Raw genomic sequence first — 20,655 nt, forward strand, 5'->3', positions numbered from 1 at the left:
GATCAGGTCATGGTGCCGATACCTGACGGGTGTTGTACTGCAGTCGGTACTGATTATGATCGTCGTCCGTAGGGTAAGATTCCGTGGCCGGGTACGGATAATCGCTCATGCCGTGGAACGGCAGCGGCTCAACATATTTGTAGTCCTTGAAATCCTTGTAATAGAGGTCAGCCTTAAGGATAAAGCCTCTCGTGTTGCCGGGTTGCGGCGATGGAAGGGCCGGGAAGGCTAATTCCATTTTGTCGCCATAGTTCATGATGACATACTTGTCATCCCTTTGGGTCAGCAGTTCCCGTACTTCGCCGAGCCGTGTGAAATTGCCGTAACCGTAGTAACCGGCATTGAGCGGCGCGCTGCCGTCGCCGACCATTATCCGGTGCTGCAAGGTATTCATTTCGGCGATTGCGTCGCCTCCGGCAAGCTGGAGGTCTGCCGAATCAGGCTGGAGCTCCTGCACCGTGACGTTCACCGGCGCTGAATCATCGAGCCGGACCCGGTCCACCACCCATACCTGGGCCTTCTTGATCCCGAGGTGGAGCCGTACGCGGTGGTCGGCACTAAGGAACTTGTTGCCGAGATCTATGACCATGGTCTTCAGGTCTCCCATCGGCATGCCGAAGGATTGCACCTTGACCCAGGCACCATTGGGGTCGACCACTTCTATGTAGGGCTGGATCATCTGGGTTGACAGGAAAAGCTTGGAGTTGATGATCTGCCAGCCGTCAATCACCAGCTTCGCGTATTCCGGATGCGCAATCGTACCGAAATCAAAGGTGTAGGAATTATCCGGATCATTGGGATTCATCGGGGCCGTGCTGTTGTCTACTTGCTGCACCGACGCCAGGATGTCGGTACCATACTTGTCGGTCGCAGAAACAGGAAGAACCGGATCCTTAACCGTGTAAATCTTGAAGGGATTTACATAGGCATAGTAATAGGTGTTTTCTGCGCCGGACGAAACTATTTCGTATCCCGTTGGATAATCCACTGCCAGCAGTTTCGCTTCATCCATCAGGGTCGACTCCTGGAGAGACTCCCAGATCTTTACCCGGTACTTATTGTTCTCATCAGCAGCAAGGGCTCCAAGGACAATGTATGACGGCTGGTAAAGGTTGACGTATCTGGCCCCTTTTTTGATCTGCGAAATTGCCGGTCCCTGCAGGTCCGTTTCATAGCTGTACCGCGTGCCGTCCCAAGAGTACACCAGCGGGCAACTGCTGGGGCTGACACAGGTCTGGAAATCGGTAAGGGTGCCGGGGAGAGAGAACAGCGACTCGGCCAAGGTAACGGCATCCCGTGTTTTTACATACCAGTTCTGGCTGCCGGTCGCATTGTAAATGTAACCGGTGCCGGCTTGCCACGCCTGCTGTGCTCCGTTGAGGATTACGGCGTATTGAACGCTATGGCCGTCGGGACCTGCCACGGGGTTCCAGGAAAGGCTCACGGCGACACTGCCGCCGCAACCGGTATCAATGGAGCTTGGGTTGGTGAGCAGACCAGTCGGCGCAGCTGGCGGTGTATGTGCCGTGATGGTGAATGCCTGTGTTACAAAAGCTGCGCCACCTGAGGTTACCCTGACTGTAACCACAGTGCTACCGGCCGCGGTGGGCGTCCAGTTAATAAGCCCTGTTGTAGTATTTATGGACATGCCCGCAGGTGAGCTGTCCAGGGAATACACGAGCGATGTTCCGGTAGCTGTAACTTGATAGCTGTAAGTTACCCCGACGGAAGCCGTTGTCACCGGAGAGGAGGTTATTGACGCCACCGACACGGTGAACGACTGACTGGCGGCTATGACCGGCGCGGTGCCGTTAACCGTCGCAACAACGGTCACCGCACTATTACCACCTTGGTTTGCTGCCGGGGTCCAGGAGATACCCCCTGTTGAAGCATTGATGGTCATACCGGTCGGTGCCGTTGTCAATGCATAGCTGAAGGTGCCGCCAGCTGGATCAGAGGCAGTCACGCCATAACTATACGGCTTACCAACTGCCGCAATTGTCACTGCTGGCGATGTTATCGCCGGAACAGCCACTGTAAAGGTCCGGGTGGCATAGAGCGCCGGGGTATAGGCACCGATAGTGGCCTTGACGGTGACGCTGTTGCTGCCGGTCTGGCCAGCGGTCGGCGTCCAGCTGATGACGCCGGTAGCAGTGTTGATGGTCATACCTGCCGGGTATGCCGAGAGTGAATAGACAATGGTACCGGTTCTGCCGACGGCATTGGCGCTGACCGGCAGACTATAGGCAGTGCCCACAGAAGCCCTCTGGGTAGCAGGAGCGACGATGAACGGCGCGGCAATGGTGAATGACTGGGTGGCAGTTGCCCCACCCGCCTGGACGGCTACAGTAACCGGAACAGCAGTATCGCCCTGGCCGGTAGCCGGCGTCCAGCTGATTACCCCGGCTGGCGAGATGGTCATGCCGGCCGGCGCGGTCTGCAAGGCATAGCTAAGCGTGTCACCAACTACCGGATTATTGGCGGCGACGCTGTAGCTGTAGACAGCCCCCTCGGATGCGGTTGTCGGAGGTGTTGAGAGGATGATCGGCGTATGGTTGGCAGCAACGACGATGGTGAACTCCTGGGCAGTGGTCAGTGAGCCGTCGCTCACCAGCACACTTACCTGGTGGTTGCCGGTATCGGCCTGGGCCTTGGTCGGTGTCCAGTTGACCAGGCCATTGAGCGAGATGGTCATGCCCGCAGGTGCTGTCACCAGGCTGTATGTTAGGGCGTCACCATCGGCATCGCTGGCCACCACCTGATAACTGTATGCCGCGCCGTCCGTGGCACCGGTCACCGGCGCTGAAGAGATCACCGGCGGCTGATTGTGACCGACACTAATGCTGAAGTTCTGCTCTGCCGTGAAAGTACCGTCACTGACCCGGATTGCGACCGGATTAGGACCATACTGGCCGGTGGTCGGGATCCAGGTCACCAGCCCGACCGCAGAGATATTCATCCCGGCTGGTGCCGTTGCCAGGCTGTAGGCCAGGTTATCGCCCTCCAGGTCTGTGGCAACGACCTGGTAACTGTATGGGTGCAGCTCAACAGCAGTGGTGACTGGTGTTGAACTGATGGCAGGCCCCCGATTGAGGTTGGCCACGTTGATCGCATAATGTTGCTCGGCAAGATGCCCTTCCGAATCGATAACCCGAATAGTCACATTCTGATTGCCCGACTGGTTGTACTGGGGAGTCCAGCTTACCAGGCCGGCAGCGGTTATGGACATGCCGCTCGGTCGACGGGCCAGGGTGTAGGAAATCGTTCTGGCCCCCACGGCAGTTGCCGTAACCTGATAGGAGTAGGCAGCCCCCTCAACGGCAGTGGTCACCGGGGTGGAGGTAATGGTCGGGGCGCTGGTATCGGCAACCACGCAGGTGCCGTCAGACGGCAGATAGGCGGGCATGGTCACTGCTGTGAGGTTGCTGTAACCCGAATATTGGGCCCCGGCAAACGACCTGATGCGGTAGTTGTAAGTTTTCAGCGGCTCAATGCTGACCGTATCGATATAGGAGGTGGCATCCGCGCCGAGGCTGGCGACCACGGCCCACTCACCGTTCCAGAGCTGGGTCTCCAGGTTGAAGCCATTGACATCGGCGGTGCCGTCGGTCCAGGTCAAGCGCACCATCTGGGAATTCATGGCAGTCGCCGTCAAGGTAGCCGGGGAATCGATGAGGGTTGTCGCACAGGCAGTGGCGCTGTATCCGGTGGTCCAGACACCGGTCTTGAAACCGCGTACCCGGTAGCAGTAGGTAGTTGATGCCGTAAGTCCGACATTGGCGTAGCTCTTGGGCGATACGGCCACCGAGGCAATCTGAGAGAAGGAGGCGCAACCGGAACCGCTGCAGCTCTCGATGTAGTAGCCATCTGGGGTGGAGGCATCGTTCCAGGTCAGGTTGATCAGGCCGGATGAAACAGCCTGGGCTGTGAGCCCGGACGGGGCAGCTGGAGCGGTCTGGGTCGATACCGATGCGGTATTGCTGTAACCGGAATCCCAGGCATAGGAAGTGGCCTTGGTAGCCCGTACCCGGTAGCTGTGGCTGGTTCCGGGAGTAAGGCCGGTATCAGACCAGCTGGTGGCACCTGCCGCTGCAGAACCTATTTCACCGAAAATGGAACAGCCGCTGCCGCTACAGCGTTCGATTCGGAAGCCGGTCTCGGTGGCCGTGGTGTCACTCCAGGCGAGATTGATCTGGCCGGTTCCCGCTGCAGTAGCGGTAAGGGATCCTGGCGCGGATACCGTTGTTACCTGACTTTTTGCAGCGCTGGGGAGTTCCCAGCCGCAGCTGGCGGTGTTGTTGAAACTCCGGACCCGGTAGTTGTAGGTGAAGTTCGGAAACAGCCCGGAATCGCTGTAGGCAAGAACAGTAGTGGCAAGGTTATCGGCAACGACGGCAAAGTCGCTGCAACCGCTGCCGATACACCGTTCAACCCTGAAACCGTTTTTGTCCAGGTTCGAATCGGTCCAGGTAAGACTGAGCTGGGCCTCGGAACTGCGGGTCACGGTCAATACCGGCAGCGACGGCGCAGGAGTCACCGATACGGCGCTGCTGTACGGAGTGGTGTAATAGGAGGTGCGATAGGCCGAGACGCGGTAGCTGTAAGTGGTGTTGCTGCAGACCGTGCTGTCCTGGTAACTGGTCACCCCGGCCCCGACCTGGCCGATCTGGCTGTAGTCCTGGTCAAGACAGCTGCTGCCGGTACAGCGCTGGATAGTGAACCCGGTCTCGTCAACCGTGTTCCTGGTCCAGGTCACAGTCACCTTGCTGCCAGTGAAGCTGGTGGCAAGGGCTGACGGCGTGCCTTGGTTTGGCGTAGTCACCACCACCGTGCCGCTGTAACCGGAATCCCAGGGCACGCTGGAGTTAGTAGCGCGGATTCGGTACTGATAGGTGGTGCCGCTGGTCACCGTGCTATCACTGTAAGATGTGGCGTTAGCTGCGGCAGTCGCGATTTCGCTACCGCTGAAGGTGCAGCCTGTGCCGGTGCAGCGCTCGATCTTGTACCCTGTTTCCGAACCGGAAGTATCGGTCCAGGTCAGGTTCACCTGCTGAGAGTTCGGCGCCGAGGCAGCAAGGCTGGCCGGAGCGATCAGGGTAGTGGTTGCCGTTACCTCACTGCCGACACTCCAGCTGTTGGTGGCGGTCTTGAAGGCCGAAACCCGGTAGCTGTAGCTGGTGTTCCCCTGCAGACCGGTATCGATGTAGGAAGCGCTGTTAGCGGCAAGATTACTGACCACAACGGCAAAGTCCGAGCAGCCGACACCGGCGCATCGCTCTACCTTATAGCCGGTTTCGTCACTGGTGCTGTCGGTCCAGGCCAGGTTCATCCTGGTTTCATTGGTGCCGCGTACTGCTGACAGCGATGCGGGAGGGAGCGGCTTCGGTGTGGTGGCGGTAACGATAGCGCTATAGCCGGAGTCCCATGGGACTGTGGCATTGGTTGCCCGGACCTGGTAACGATAGACCGTTTCCTTGGCAACCGAGCTGTCCAGATATGAGGTGGCATTGGCCGCGGTCAGGGAGATCTGGCTGAAGTCGCTACACCCCACGCCGGTGCACCGTTCGATCTTGAAACCGGACTCGGAGCCGGTGGTATCGGTCCAGGTCAGGTTGACGCTGGTGGTGCTGGTCGCTGTTGCCGCCACCACAACCGGCGCCGCGACCGTTGTTGTCACGGAAACCATGCTGCTGACGCTCCAGCTGCTGGTGGCGGTTTTATAGGCTGAAACCCGGTAGCTATAACTGGTGTTACCTTGCAGACCGGTATCATTGTAAGAAGCACTGTTGGCAGCGAGGTTGCTGCCGATCTGGACAAAGCTGGAACAGCCTTCGCCGCTGCACCGCTCAACCTTGTAGCCGGTTTCATCGCTGGTGCTGTCGGTCCACGAGAGATTCATCCGGGTCTCGTCGCTTCCCCTGACAGCGTTGAGGTTTGCCGGTGCCGTCGGCGAGGCAGTGGTTGTCCCGGCAATGTTGCTGTAATCCGAATCCCAGAGAGTGCCGTTGGTAGCCCGTACCTGGTAGCGGTAGGTCGTGCCGGATGCCACTGAGGTATCGCTATACGAAGTGGCATTGGCCGCGGCAACGGCCAGTTGCACAAAGTCGCTGCACCCGGCGCCGCTGCACCGTTCGACCTTGAACCCGGTTTCCGAAACGGTATTGTCAAGCCAGGACAGGTTGATGGTAGTCGTGTTGGGGCTGGTAGCGCCGAGCGTCCCCGGAGCGGTGATCGTGGTGGTGGCAATCGAGGTTGTACTCGAAGAACCTTCCCAGCCGCAAGTTGCAGTTTTATAACCCCGGACCCGGTAGGTATAGGTGGTGTTGGCAGCAACCGAACCATCGCTGTAACTCGTTGCGTTGGGACCGGTTGTGGTTATCTGGCTGAAATCGGAGCAGCTCGATCCGGTGCAGCGCTCGATCCGGTAACCGGTCTCATCCACAACGCTGTCCAGCCAGGTGAGGTTGATCTGTTTCTCATTCGCCCGGGTTGCGGTGAGCACAAAATCTGCCGGGGCAAAGGTAATGGCATCAAAACTGGCTGTGCCTTGCGGCGTTCCATTGGCAAAGCAGCGGATAGTGACACTGGTGGTGCCAACTGGGATCTGTACCGTTTCACTCAATGGCAACCAGCCGCTATTGTTGTTCGGGCTGTCGTAAGCGATTGCAATGCCGGGAGAGTCGATGCCAGTGCCAGAGACATCACACTGGGCCGTACCGGCGGTCAGAGCGGTATTGAGGTAGCCGGAGAGCTGATACTGCCTCCCGGGCGTAACAGCCACTACCTGCGCTCTGCCGAGCTGTGCCCCGGTGGCCGTAAGCTTGAGGCCCTTGGCGCCTTCAAATACAGTCGTCGTATCGATTGACGTCCCGGTAAGGGTGCCCACTGCTGTCGGCCAACCGCTGACGCTATTTTCAAAACTGCTGTCTGCCAGCAGATTGGTTATTGCCGAAGTAACTGTTGTTGCCACATTACTGTAGCCGCTCTCCCAGGGCACGGTGCTGTTTATTGCCTTGACCCGGTAGCTGTAGCTCAGACCGCTGCAGACCGAGTTGTCGGAGTAGCCGGTACTTGAAGCGGCTGCGACCGAGATCTGGGCAAAATTGCTGCAGCCGGTGCCGCTGCACCGCTCGACACTGAAGCCGGTTTCGCTGCCTGTGGTCCGGGTCCAGCTCAGGTTTACCTGGGTGGTTCCGGCAACCGCAGCAGCAAGACTTCCCGGTTCCAGCAGGGTGGTGACGGCCGAAAGCCGACCGCTCTGCTTGACCCAGCCGTTGGTGGCCGTCTTGAAACTCTCGACATAGTAACTGTAGCTGGTGCCTGGCGTCAGGCCGGCATCGCTGTAACTGGTCGTTGACAGCACTCCCCCCACCTGGCTGAAGTCGGAGCAACCGCTGCCGATGCAGCGGAACAGCCTGAAGCCGGTGCGGTCGGTATTGCTGTCGCTCCAGGTGATCTGCAGCTGGACTTCCGATACCCGGTTCACCGCTGCAAGCGTCGGCGAGGCAGCGGCCGGCGTGGCTTTTTCTACCGCAGCGCTTGGCAGGCTGTCCCAACCAAGGGTGCTGCTGGTTGCCTGTATCTGGTAGCGGTAGGTGCTGTTTTCGGCAACCGTCGTGTCGCTATAGCTGGTGGCATTGGCAGCGGCGGTCCCAATCTGGCTGAAATCCGAACAGCCGCTTCCCAGGCAGCGATAGACCTTGAACCCGGTCTCGAACCCGGTCCGGTCAACCCAGCTGATGGTGATCTGGGTGGAGTTATTGGCGGTGGCAGTCAGACCGTTCGGCTCCAGCAGGGTCGTGGTGGCGCTTGCCTGGCCGCTGGGGCGTGACCATCCGCATGAAGCGGTCTTGAAGGTCTCCAGATAATAGCTGTATTGCGTGTTCGGGAGCAGACCGCTGTCGCTGTAGGACGTTGCCGTCAGGGTGCCACCAATCTGGCTGAAGTCGGAACAGCCGCTGCCGGCGCATCTCCAGAGGCGGAAGCCGCTCCGGTCGCTATTGTTGTCGCTCCAGGAGAGATTGATCCCCCCCTCGTTGGCCCTGGTTGCGTTCAGTACCGGCGATGTGGGGGTTAAGGCCGTGGCAGAGGCGCTGTTGGAGTAAGCCCCCTCCCAAGGCGAGGCAAAGGTGAAGCAGGAAGCGCTCTCTTTGCTGCCGAAGGCAACCACCGGCTCGGTTGCCGCATATTTGCGGACCCGTACCCAATCGACCAGCATATCGTCGCCGTCCGTGGTGCCTGCTGCTGCGCCGGTCAAATAACCGAGCCAGAGATATGACGGCACATTCCAGGTGCCGGTGTACGATTTCCGCACCACTTCGCTGTAGTTGGTCTCTTTGACGAAATAACTGATATCACTGGTATTACGGAATTCATAACCAACGATCCGGTAACTGTTCAAGGCATTGACCGGCGAGATACCGCTGACCACCACCTCGGTAACGTTGCCGCCGACACCGGACTGGACGCTGCCGTCGGTGCGGAATACCGTGTACAACCCAGATGTTGCCGCAATATCGACCCACTGGTTCACGGTGCCATTATAGGTGCCCAGCAGCGTGCCGGCCGCATTATAGACGTAGAAATAGTCATAATTGGTTTCCGACTGCGATACCACATGGATTCTGGTAATATCCCCGCCGCCTGGTGGCGACCAGACACCGCTTGCCGGCACCCGGGTGTTCTGGCCGTTGCTTAGAAACGGGTTATACAGGGCGGTGCCGGTAGAGATGGTGCTGGTTTGCGTGCCGCTGGCAATATTGTATGAAGCGGTTGCACCGTTGGCGCCATAAGCAAGGAGGTTGGCGGTTGCGCCGCTATCGGTCACAAACGATATGAGGCTATTGGACCCGGCATTGTTCGGCTGGGCCGATTGGGCATTGGCAATGCTGAGACCGGACGACAAAGCTGTCGCGCCAAGCCACTGGCTCTTCATCTCAAACACGCGGTTCTGTGGGGTGGAAGCGATCGTGGAGCCGCTGTAGACAGCCCCGGTATCGATGCGCAAGGCACCGCTGCTCAGGCTGTAAGCGCCGGTTGCCTGCCACTTGGCACTGTCCAGGCTGGCGCCGGTGAATTCATCGAAGAACTCGAAGACAGCAGGACCATTACTTGAGCTTTGGGCAACAGCATTGCCGAAATACATCGAGATGGAACTGTTGCTGCCGGCCTTGATCCAGACCGTGGCCGAGGTTCCGTCCACCTTGTCTTCAATCCAGTAAGGAAGTTCAAGATTGGCGTTGTTATCCAGAAAACGGAGATCGGCAAAACTACCTAACATGTCGCTGTCATAGGGAACAGTCAGCCGCATCTGGAAGTTGGGCTGGAAGTTGCTCACTGTCAGCGGCACCCGCCGGGTCCAGCAACCGCCATTGCCGTTGGACAGCGTCACCGCTTCGCGGGTGGCCTTGACCCGGTAGGTCGCGGTTTCCCCCGCGCAGGCGCTGTTATCAAGATAACTCACTGCATTGGATGCGGTATTGGCAAGTTGATTGAAAATGACGCAGCCGCTGCCGACACACTTCTCTACGGTAAAGCCGGTCTCGCTCACGGTGTTGTCGGTCCAGGAAAGGTTGATGCCGGTGCTGCTACTGGCGCTGGCAGCAAGACCGCTCGGCGGGTTGATATCGGTGGTGGCAGATGCGGTGTTGCTGTAGGTCTCCCAACTGCAACTGTCGGTTTTATATGCCTTGATCCGGTAACTATAAGAGCTGTTGCCGCTCAGCCCGGTATTTTTGAACTGGGTCGAATTCGGAGCAAGCGTGGTCACCGGCTCAAAATTGCTGCAGCCAACCCCGGAGCAGCGCTCGACCAGATAAGCGGTCTCATCGCTGTTCGGATCGTTCCAGGAAAGGTCAATCTCCACCTCGGAAATCCGGGCAGCCGCAAGGACCGGCGCTGCTGCCGTCGGGGTCGTTACCAGTGAAGCGAGTGCGCCTGCGGAAGATTCCCAACCCGAGCCGTAGGCCAGGACCCGATACAGATAGCTGGTCCCGTTACAAACGGAACTGTCCGCATAACTGGTGGCATTGGCGCTCGCTGTCCCGACCTGGGTAAAATCGCTGCAGGCAGCGCCGCTACACCGTTCGATCCGGAAACCGGTCTCGCCGGAAGTGTTATCAGACCAGGAAAGATTGACCTTGGTGGTATTGACTACTGTTGCCGCCACACCGGCCGGAGTAGCTGGAACCAGGGTGGTTGCCTGCACTCCCCGCCACCGGGAAACGCCTCCGGCAGCGAGATAGGTTCGGACCTGGTAGCAGTATGTTGCGCCGGGGTTCAGCCCGGTATCGTTGTAGGTCAGTGTTGCCGCAGGCACTGATGCCAGGGGCACCCAGACATTGCTGTTGGTCGCTGAACAGACCCCTAATTTTCTCTCGACCTGAAAACCGTCTTTAGCGGTAGCAACATTAGCCCAGGAGAGTGCCACATTGGCATAACCGGGGACTGCGCTCAGGCTGGCAGGAACTGACGGCTGGCTGCTGTCCGGCAAAATCTTGTACACCAGGGCGTCGGCGCTGCCGCTGGCATTTTCCGAATAACCGGCGACAAAGACCTCGTCGAGAGAGTTGATCACCAGCGCCGTTGACTCGTCGTAGCTGTTGGCTGCGCCGTTAAAAACTGTGGCAGCAGTGATATTCCCCAGGCTATCGAACTTGACCGTCAGGCTGTCAGTGGTCAGGCCGTTGCCGGTATTCCCCGCCAGGTAGATATTACCGTTGGAATCGATCCCCATGGCCTTGGCAACATCGTCGCTGGTTGGCCGCTGGTAGACCTTTGACCAGATAGGATCACCGGAGAAACTGTACTTGACCAGTGCCAGGTCCCGGTCTTCGCTGCCGCTGAATACTGTACCGCTAACGACAACGGCATCATCCACCGGGTCGATCCTGACCGCAACCGCTTCATCGTCGCCATGGGCAGAGCCGTCAAACTGCCGCGTCCAGAGCTGCTGTGCCGTTGCCGAGGTGCCGCTGTACTTGACCGTATAAAAATCTTTATTGCCGGAGGCGTTGATGGCAAATCCGGTGACGTACAGATCGCCGGCACTGTCTAGGGCCAGGCTGTTGAACCTGCTGTCACCACCCGGCACAATGCTTGACAGGTCGGTCCAGATCCTGGCACCGGTGGCGCCGTTATACTTGGAGACGAAGTATCTGTGGATATTGGTATTGGCGCCGGTCTCGCTGTACCCGGCAACAAAGACACTGCCGTCTGTCGCCAGAATGACCGTTGTCGGAAAGTCATCCCCCTGGTTGCCGTCAAAGGGGGTAGCAACCCAGGCCCGGCTGCCGTCAGGATTGTACTTGATCACATAGATATCGTCATTGGAGGCAGCATTTTTGCCATAGCCGACAACTACCACGTTGTTCGAGCTATCGGATGCCGAGGCGATGGCAACGGCAATGGCGCGGTCGTCAGTGGCTCCACCCGGGATCGGTCCGTTGTACTGGTCTGCTGAAAGCGCCGGTGGACCGGAAGCGGGATACCTCATGGTGTACAGAGAGTTGACATCGCTGCTGGTGCCGTTGTGCAGGGTGGCATAGCCGGAGACCACGATGCTGTTATTGCGGTCAACCGCCACACAGGTAGCGATATCGGAGGCATCGGTCGGGTCATTGTAACGATCGGACCAGAGGGCATTCATGCCGGACCGGTTCAGTTTGATCAGCAGGTAATCGAATGAGGTGTCCCCGGAGCTGTAGCCTGCCGGATAATCGTTGCTCTGTCCGGCAATGACCGGGTTGTTGTCCGGCCCGACGGCAATGGCATTGGCAAATTCATCCTTGTTGGCCACGCCGTTATAAAGAAAAGTTGCCGCTGGCGCCGAAAAATTCACCACCACGGTCAGAGCCGTCGCCACATTGCTGTAATGCGAATAGCCGCTGGAACCGCTGACCGCCCTGACACGATAAGAGTAGTAGCTGCCGGGCGTCAACCCACTGTCCGTATGGCTGGTAACTCCGGCGGCTGTGGTTGCAATTTCGGCGAAATCGGTACACCCCTGGTTAGCGCACCGTTCAATGCTAAAGCCGTCTTCATTGCCTGAGTTGTCCACCCAGGACAGGTTAGCGCTGCTGTTGGTAGCTGCCTGGGCAGTAAGCGAAGTCGGCGGATCAAGCAGTCCTGGGTCATATTTTACGACCAGTAAATCCTGGCTGTTGGCGCCGCTGTCGCTCCATCCGGCAACCATGACTTCACCACTGGGAGAAAGGCCGATCCCTGCCGGCCGGTCGTTCAGGTTTGCTGCGCCGTTCAGCCTGCTGTTCCAGAGAAGGGTGCCGTTGTCTTTCTTGTACTTGATGGTCTGGAAGTCATAATTCTTGTCAGCCACGGTAAACCCGGTGACGAAAAGGTCACCCAGAGGGTCGATGACGATGCCGGTGGGGGAAGCGATATCGTCGTTGCCGTTGTTGGAATTGAAGTTTTTCTCCCAGATGACCGCACCGGTGCCAGCGTCGTACTTTGCCGTGTAGAAATCATTCTGGGCAGCCATAGTCCAGGTGTAACCGGTGAGGTAGACATTCCCCTCCGGTCCGATTGCCAGACCGCTCGGTTCGTCGTCAAAAGCGCCATTGAAGGTTCTCTGCCAAATGATCGCGCCAGTGGCCCCGTTGTAGCGAGCAGTGTAGATATCCAGGTCCAGACCGTTTGAAGCGGCGCCGGTGATAAAGACATCTCCGCCAGGATTCATCTTGACATAGGCACCGCTGCAAGGATTGGCAGCGCCGGTCGAATAGGTGCGCTCCCAGAGTTTGCTGCCATTGAAGTCATACTTTACCGTGAGGATATTGAAGGCCGTGCCGTTCCACGACTGGCCGGTAACGGCAACCCCATCACCACCGGTCGCAACCGAGGCGATCTTATTGGCACCGGCAGCGGTACCGTGTGCGGTCACAACCCACGCCGGCTTACCATCAGGATTGGGCCCAGTAGCAGAGTATTTGAGGGTGATATAGTCCTCGTTGCCGCTGCTGTTCTGGGAATAACCGCCGACATAGATATTGTTCAGGCTGTCCACGGCTAGGGATGTCCCGACATCATGACCGTTGGCCGCACCATTGTAGGTATGCTGCCAGAGCAGGTTGCCGGTTGCGCCGCTGTATTTGATGGTATGGATGTCATAGTTGGTGCCGTTCCAGCTATGGCCGGTCACAATTACATTGTTTTCCGAATCAATCACTACCGAGGTGGCTTGGTCCGAGCCATGGGCCCGGTCATAAGTGGCGCGCCAAGCAATGCCGCTGCCATCGGCCTTGAACTTTACCGTGAAGTAGTCGTCATCGACACCGCCGGCAAGGTTCTGGTAACCGGTTACTACGACATTGCCGCTACTGTCGACGGCGGAACTCCTGGCCTCCTGTTTTCCCGGCAAACTGTCGGCAAACTGCCAGAGCTTGTCGCCGCCGGCGCCAAAGGCAGTGAATGGCAGCAGCAGGATAAACAGTGCCGCCATCATGTTCACAATGCTTAAACGCGGTGATTTCCGCCGTGCTTTGCTATGGTCGTCGCTTATCAGTATCGGAAAAAACATCGGAACCCCTCCGAATTGCTTGGCTGAATAATCGTGCCGCTTGCGCCTCATAACCAGTGACCTTACCATTGCGTTTTATTGTTCCAGGTATTGTCCGGCCAGACACCGGTCGGGTGGCAATTGACCTGGTAACTGGCGGAGGCCCCGCCTTCACCGCCGCCCAGCGGGAAGCTGCCCCCGCCGTAGCCGGCGCCGTTGTTGCCGCTATACTCGTTGCAGCCGGTACAACTTCCCGAACCGGCCTGTCCGCCGGACTGCTTGCGCCCCTGATGATTGAAGTCCAGACAGTTGGTTACCATGAGCCGCGGCAGTTCGCTGGTATGAGGCGCATGGCACTTGGAGCAGGTAAAGGTATGCTGGATGGTGCCGTTGGCGGTCTTCCACCCTTTAACCGACTCGTGGACCCGGTCGGGGCTCTTCCAGGTGTGGTCGGTGCCGTTAGTCAGGTTATTCTTGTAGTGACAGCGCAGGCAGAGCCCGGCAAACTTGCTGTCATCTTCGGTCACAATCTGGCGAATGTCGGCGTAGGCGCTGGCGGTGCCTCCGGTAGCCGGATTGGCGGCATCTTCCCGGTAGGGAGTAGTCATCCAGGTCCCTTTGAGCATCGGCACGGCATAAGCCTGCTTGCTGCCAAGCGTTGGGCTGGTACCGTGCGGGTCATGGCATGGCGTACAGAGACCGTTGATCTTGTTCTGCCCGGCAGTGGAATGATTGAGATAGCTGGTGGCCTTAAGATGCCCGCCGGCCACCGGTTTGCTCTTGTAAGGATAGCGATCCATGTAAGGCGACGTGGTTGCGCCGAACATGTCGGAATCCATATAGCCCTTGATCGACTGGGATGCGCCGAACGTGGATTGATAGCCCCACGGGGTGGTGCCGCGTGTCTTTGTCAGATGACAGTCGAAACATTGGCCGGCCCCGGCGCTGTAGGGATTTACCGCCCCGGACGCTAGGTTGGCCGATGCCTTGTACGACATGGTGTAGCCGCCCTTGCCTGCCTGGGTCTCCTTCAGGTTGGCCCCGTTTTTGGTGCCGTTGAAAGTCACGTAGCTGGATGTAGTCCCGACCACGCGGGAACCGTGCGAGTTGTGGCAGTCGTAGCAGGTGACGTTATAGGCACCGCTTCTGGTGCTGGAGAAGCTCTGGTCGGTGCCGTTGTTCGGGTCGAAACCGCCCTGGTTGGCAACCGCGTTGCCATGCGCCGAGAGCGCCTTGGTCACGCTCCCCTTGCCGTTTGTCTGGTATTTGCCCCAACTGGTCGTGCCGGTCTGGGAATACCTGGCGGCAACGCTCTGCCTGTCCCATGAGTACTGCCGAGGCGTTTTGCAGTCGCCAAACGGCTGGGTGTTGTTGTTCTGGTCACTGTGGCAACTGAGGCAGTGATTGGTGATCTTGGCGACCTCCTGACGTTCGCTGGTGATGTTGCCGAGCGCCAAAACTGCCGGGGTATACTGGATGACTGTTGAATAGAGCCGGTAGCTGGTAGGTCTGGTGCCCGGACCCCAGATTACCAGGTCGACCTTGGCATTTTTCACCGAGGTATAGGTCTTGTAGTTGTACCCTTCGTGATGCTTGACGTCGATCAACCCTTCCGGCGTCGACTCCCAATGACAGGCATAGCACTGCTTGCTGGAGACCGCTACCCCCTGGACATGGTGCGAGGTGCCGTTGAACTGCCCCATGACATCGACGCGGTTGCCAACTGTCCCGGTGTGACAGGTGGTACAGGTCCGTGGCTGGCCAAAGGCTGAATGGCGAGGCACCGGTTTGTTATTGTGGCAGCTGTTGCAGGGCTTGTTCTCCGCATGACTATCGGTGAACCGGTGCTGATGGCAGTTGGTGCAAACCCGGCTCGAGTTGTGACCGTCACCGTAATCGCTGCCGTAGTGCTTGCTCAGCTTCGCCCCCTGCAGCGCATGGCAGACGTTGCAGATGCCGTTGTACGGAGCAACAGTCCTGGCATAATCGAGGCCGCTCTGTTTGCGGGTGAATGAAACCTGTGCCCTTGCCAGCGGCAGACCTGACTTGCCGTCGGTAACTGTGGCCACCTGGTCGTGAATCATATAGATATTGCTGTCACCATGCGGGTCGTGGCAGTCCCAGCAGAATTTGCCACCCTTCCAGGCGCCGTTGGCCTTGTATTCCCGGTAATGCTTGTATCCGAAGTGGGCGGAGGAGGCGCGGGCCTTCTTCGGTTTGATGAAGCCGGTTCCGGGATCAAAGCCGATGGCGTATTTCATCGGGTTGTTGGCCGGCGCAGTATGGCAGGAGGTACATTCGCCGCTGCTGTCGTCATCATGGCACTTGAGACAGACCCCCATCATGACGTACTGATTACGCACATCCTCCTTCTGGTCCTTGGTCCAGAGTCCGGCCCCAGAGTTGTGCAACTTGATATCGTGCGTCGGATTGGCCGGATCGATAAAATGACACTGAGCAGTGATGCAGGAGACCTGCCCCGAGACCATTGTCGCATGATCGGGACAATTGGCCGGAGTGCCGTCAGGCCAGGAGGCATTGGGGTTTGCCGGGATATTTACCAGCTGTTTTGCCAGGGATTCACTATTGTTGTGGCAGCTGAGACACTCACTGTCCAATCCGCTCATGTGGCAGTAAACGCACTCTTTTTCAAAGCGGTTGGCAAATTGCGGATGTTTCCGCAGCCGGAATACGTTTGAATCGTCATTGTGCAGGACCGTATTGTCGTGGCAATACCAGCAGGGGTTGCCGGGGAAGTTTGCCGCCGGGTTCCCGGAAACCGGGTAACGGCCGGAAGTGGAATATCGACCGTGGCCGGTCGCATACCATTGGGTCAGGTTGATCCGGGCGCGGGTGCCGTTGAAAGTAACGTAGCTGTCCTGGTCGGCATTGGATGTCCCATGGCAACCGAGACAGATGACGGAGTTATTTACCGATCCGCCCCAGACCGGATCAGTGCCGCCGACATGGCATGCGGTATTGCTGCAGACTTTGGAAACCGAGTTGTAGGATCCACCCTGTTTGAAAACAACATCCTTGGTTTTGTTGACATGCACCGCGCCGTTCAGGTGAGCTACTTCGGTCATGCTTCCTGGTGGTATCCCGGTGGTATGGCAAGAAGTGCAACTGCCGTTGATGATGGTTGCCGCATGGCATTCATCGCAGGTAAAGTTGGTTTCTGTATGGCGGGGATGGGAGTTTGCCCTGGCATTGCCGGCGCCCAAGTTCGGGAACATCGGCAACGCCGCCTTCCACTCCTGTCCCAATGGCCAGCGGTAGCTGCTCTTGTTGCCGAAGATTGCCGGCAACAGCCAGACCTTGCCGATGGCATCCACCCTGCCGTCGTGACAGCCGGCATTAGAGCATTTTTCTTCACGTGGGTGCCCGTGACATGAGTTGCAACTGGTTTTGGGCTCGGTCCAGGCAAAGGGGCGCACCACGTCGGGGTTGGTAGTGCCGTCACTGTGACAGTAAACATTGCTGCATACCTTGGTCACCGGGTTATAGGTGGGATCAGGCCTGCCGACAATATTCCATTTGGGGTCGAATACAATATCCTTGTCGCCGTTCAGGTGGCGGGTAAAGGAGGTGATCGTGCCGGACTGGGCAACCGTGGCGTTATGGCAATAGGAACATGGATACTTTCGTATCCAGCGTTGCCCGACCAGGCGATCGTGGCCGTTGGAAGCCATGGTCAGCGAAGGGGTGCAGTAGCCGCGTCCCGAGCTCCATACGCCCTGTATGGCGGCACAATTCTCGGCAGTATTATCGCTTGCCGTCCCCTTGTGGCAGATATTGCACTGCTGGGTTGCGCTGTCCGACCATTTCACCTGCTTTACCGGAGCACCATTACGGCCGTCGCTGTGACAGTAGGTGTTGCTGCAGCTCTTATCGCTGCCGTAAGCCCCACCATCCCTGAACGCCACATCCTTGACCCTGTTTACGTGCAACCCCGTGTTTATGATGGTGTTTGCGCCATCGACACTGTCTTTGTGGCATCGCTCACAGGTGAAACGATATCGCTCCGCATCGGTGTGTCTGTCGTGACGTCCGCTGAGCGAAGTTGCCGCCCCTCCGAAGGAATGGCATCCGGAGCAATCGGTGGGAAGTGATCCGCCCCATACCGGGACGACAAGCGGCGGACCGTCGTTGCCGTTGCTGTGGCAATAGAGATTAGTGCAGCTGCCGTTGCGTTGCTCAGCAGTTTTGTGCAGATAGGTCGCATAACTGACATCGCCTGAATAGTTGCCGCCGTTATTGGGGGGCGTTGCGAACACCACTGCCAGACCGCGCTTGCCGGCGCTGGTGGCATGGGCAAATGGCGATTCGGAAGCAAGATGGTCAAAGTGACAGCGCGAACAGGAACCTGAAGCCCCATAATAAGCCTGGTGTTTTTTGCCGGAACCGGTTGCAGCCGGGTGGCTGCCGTCTGCAGGAGGGAAACCGTGGCAACTGTTGCAGTTGCTGACAGGAACGTACGGAGTGCTTCCCCATTTAGGCGTGATCTGTTCAAAGTGGCAATTGACATTGGTACAGCTGTGAAGTTCGGGATTTGGGGTCTGTGGGAAGGAACCACTGAAATTGTTATATGTTGCGACAATTGCCGAGTTGTTGATGTTGCCGGCCAGGGTTATGACGCCATTTCTATGCCCTGATGCGTATGATTCACTGCCGGGGTGGCATTTGGCACAGGCAGTTGCCCCAGAAGGGCCCGCCATGTGTGTTCGGTGACTCCCGGGGAAAGCGCCAGTAATGGCGTCCCTGGTCGGAGAGTTAGTCGGAGAATCAATCGGACGGTTGTCATGATCGCTCCGGTTGCCGTGGCAGTCATAACACTGGACCATTGCTTGTGATATGACCGGAGAAAACAGAATCGCCAACAAACTCAAGGAAACTGCCAAGCTTGTTGAGAAGTTTACAGGGATTCTTTTATCAGGCATGCCCATGTTCGCTCCTTCTTTGAATAGCAACGGCATAGCTGGTGGAAGACTCACTCAGCCCGATCCGACCAGATCGCAAATTAATCATAAATTACAATTTTGTTTGTTTTTTTAATATGTTACACCCTTAAAACTTCAATTAGAGTGCCACTCAAAGATCGCAGCTCCATTAATTATTATTTATATTCATATATCTATACTGATATTCGCAAGTTAAACGAGGTCGCATCGGAGTGGATAAAGGTAATAGGCGGGATACAACTTAGCTGCGCATCATTAACGAAAAAGAGGTTACAGCATTTGCCGTAACCTCTCTATTCATCTCCATTTTACGTTGCATCATTGACTGCGGGTCTGATTCTCTACCTCTTCGTAAACAGTTCTGGAGATTTCATGAATTATCGGCGCGAGATTATAAAAATTATCGCCTTCGGTCATGATGCAGATGAGATACGGCTGCTTTGCATGATAAACAATGCCGTAATCATGAAGAGATTTTACCTGCAGGTTCGGACCCGACTCTTTCTCGCCAAACTTGCCGGCAACAGTTACGCCGACTGGGATGCCTGAAGCAATTCCGAACGGGAACTCCTCAACAGCAAGATATTCCAGGGCTCTCTCAGACATTTCCTTATTCAAATAGGAGGCATTATAGAGAACCCGAAGGAATATTGAATACGATTTTAGGTTTACGACGACCTTACCGGAAAGGCTTTGGGAATGCTACGGAACGTAGCCGCTCTGTCAGGCAATTGGTTCCTCTGCGGCAATAGCCATTACAACATCTTCCTCGCCCTCTTCTCCGTCAAACTCTTCAGCATCAACATAGGGGGCTACCCTTCTACCCATTACAGCAAGCACCTTGCCGCTGACTAAGCCGGTAACGGCAGCAGTTACAACGGTCACCATGATACCGGTCAACTGAGCGCCAACATTGATTCCCGATGCCACGAACAGGGCAACGACTCCACCGAGGAGGCCAGGCAAGCCGTGGAGATAAAGGACACCACAGGTATCGACCTTCTTTGACCAATCGGTGAGCTTACCCTGGATAACAGCGAAGCCGAAAGTCGAAACTACTCCGGCCAGGATGCCTATCATGAAGGCAGAGCCAGGAACAGCAAGGTCGCATGTGGAACCGATAGCCACGCCACCGGCCAGTGTGGCATTGGCAATGTCCGCCGCCGATATCTTCCCTCTCAGTTTGACTGAGGCGAAATAGGTGGCAAGAGTCGAGCCGCAGAGCGCCAGGATAACATTGACCCCGGTTTTCGGGACGTCGGCAGGGGCTACCAGTGCCGCGCAAAAGCTCGGCCAGAAGACCCACAGCACCATGCTCCCCAAGAGAGAATACTTGTCACTGTTCTCATCGCTTTCGATAGCGGTTTCATACTCCTGCCGCGTAGTCATGGAGGCTGCCACTGCCAGGCCGAAGATGGCACCAAAGGCATGGATGACAATGGAACCGCCGGTGTCCACCACCTTTCCAGAGATCAAGCCCAAACCGCCATTAAGAACAAGCCACTCATTCAAGGCATAGCAAGGAACGAAGAGAATACCCAGAAACAGATACTGCTGCATCTTCATGCGCCCGAGCACAGCCCCGGCACAAATGAGTAGACTGGCTGCAGCAAATTCAGCCAGGATAAGAGTATCAATAATTGTTGCGGGAGCCGCCGGGGCGAAGAGGCTTTCTTTGACGAAATACAGAGGGATGGAGACGCTTACCAGCAGATATGTGGCAGTCAGGGCAGACCGGCCGTATTTTCGCACAAAAACCATGAGGAAACCGAAGCCCACCAGCAGCATAGCCATGATATGAATGGCTCGGTTGTACTTCTGCACATCGGTCAAGGCCTCAAGGCTTGCAACCGGCGCTTCGCCGGCATAAACACCACTGCACAAGGCGAGTAGCAACATCCCAATGAGCAGCATTAATCTGAGACAGTTTTTCATGGTGTTCTCCTTACAAGGGGATCTTCGCCGATCTCACAGGTGCATTAAATAGCATCGGATACAGGAATCACATTTAGATGCAGAAAACGCCACTTGTTAAGGCTACCCGACGATAATTGCAGCAAAAATAAGCACAGACTAAGCCAAAAGATAAGCAGACATTTAACCCAGCAATACACTTGCTGTTAAATTAGGCACTTGACTGACCAATATATAGGCAACAGTGGACACTGTTAGAGGAATATC

Annotated in this window: 4 protein-coding genes; all 4 read right to left on the reverse strand. The window is 57.1% G+C overall.

Annotation, left to right across the window (positions count from 1 at the left end):
- Nucleotides 1-7: 7 nt before the first annotated feature.
- Complete coding sequence (locus KI809_RS09685; RefSeq protein ID WP_214171336.1) at nucleotides 8-13,534, reverse strand: DUF2341 domain-containing protein; 13,527 nt, start codon at nucleotides 13,532-13,534, stop codon at nucleotides 8-10.
- A 62-nt stretch (nucleotides 13,535-13,596) separates the two neighbouring features.
- Nucleotides 13,597-18,453 carry a CxxxxCH/CxxCH domain c-type cytochrome gene (locus tag KI809_RS09690; protein ID WP_246559330.1) on the reverse strand — a complete coding sequence of 1,619 codons (4,857 nt, stop codon included), beginning with the start codon at nucleotides 18,451-18,453 and terminating at the stop codon, nucleotides 13,597-13,599.
- Between the two features lie 339 nt (nucleotides 18,454-18,792).
- Nucleotides 18,793-19,125 carry a serine hydrolase gene (locus KI809_RS09695; protein WP_337833305.1) on the reverse strand — a complete coding sequence of 111 codons (333 nt, stop codon included), beginning with the start codon at nucleotides 19,123-19,125 and terminating at the stop codon, nucleotides 18,793-18,795.
- 72 nt (nucleotides 19,126-19,197) lie between these two features.
- The gene (locus KI809_RS09700; protein ID WP_214171338.1) at nucleotides 19,198-20,409 is read right to left on the reverse strand and encodes an ammonium transporter family protein; all 1,212 of its coding nucleotides are present in this window, start codon (nucleotides 20,407-20,409) and stop codon (nucleotides 19,198-19,200) included.
- Nucleotides 20,410-20,655 lie beyond the last annotated feature (246 nt).

Origin of the sequence: Geoanaerobacter pelophilus (genome assembly GCF_018476885.1) — a bacterium.
Classification (GTDB): Bacteria; Desulfobacterota; Desulfuromonadia; order Geobacterales; family DSM-12255; genus Geoanaerobacter; species Geoanaerobacter pelophilus.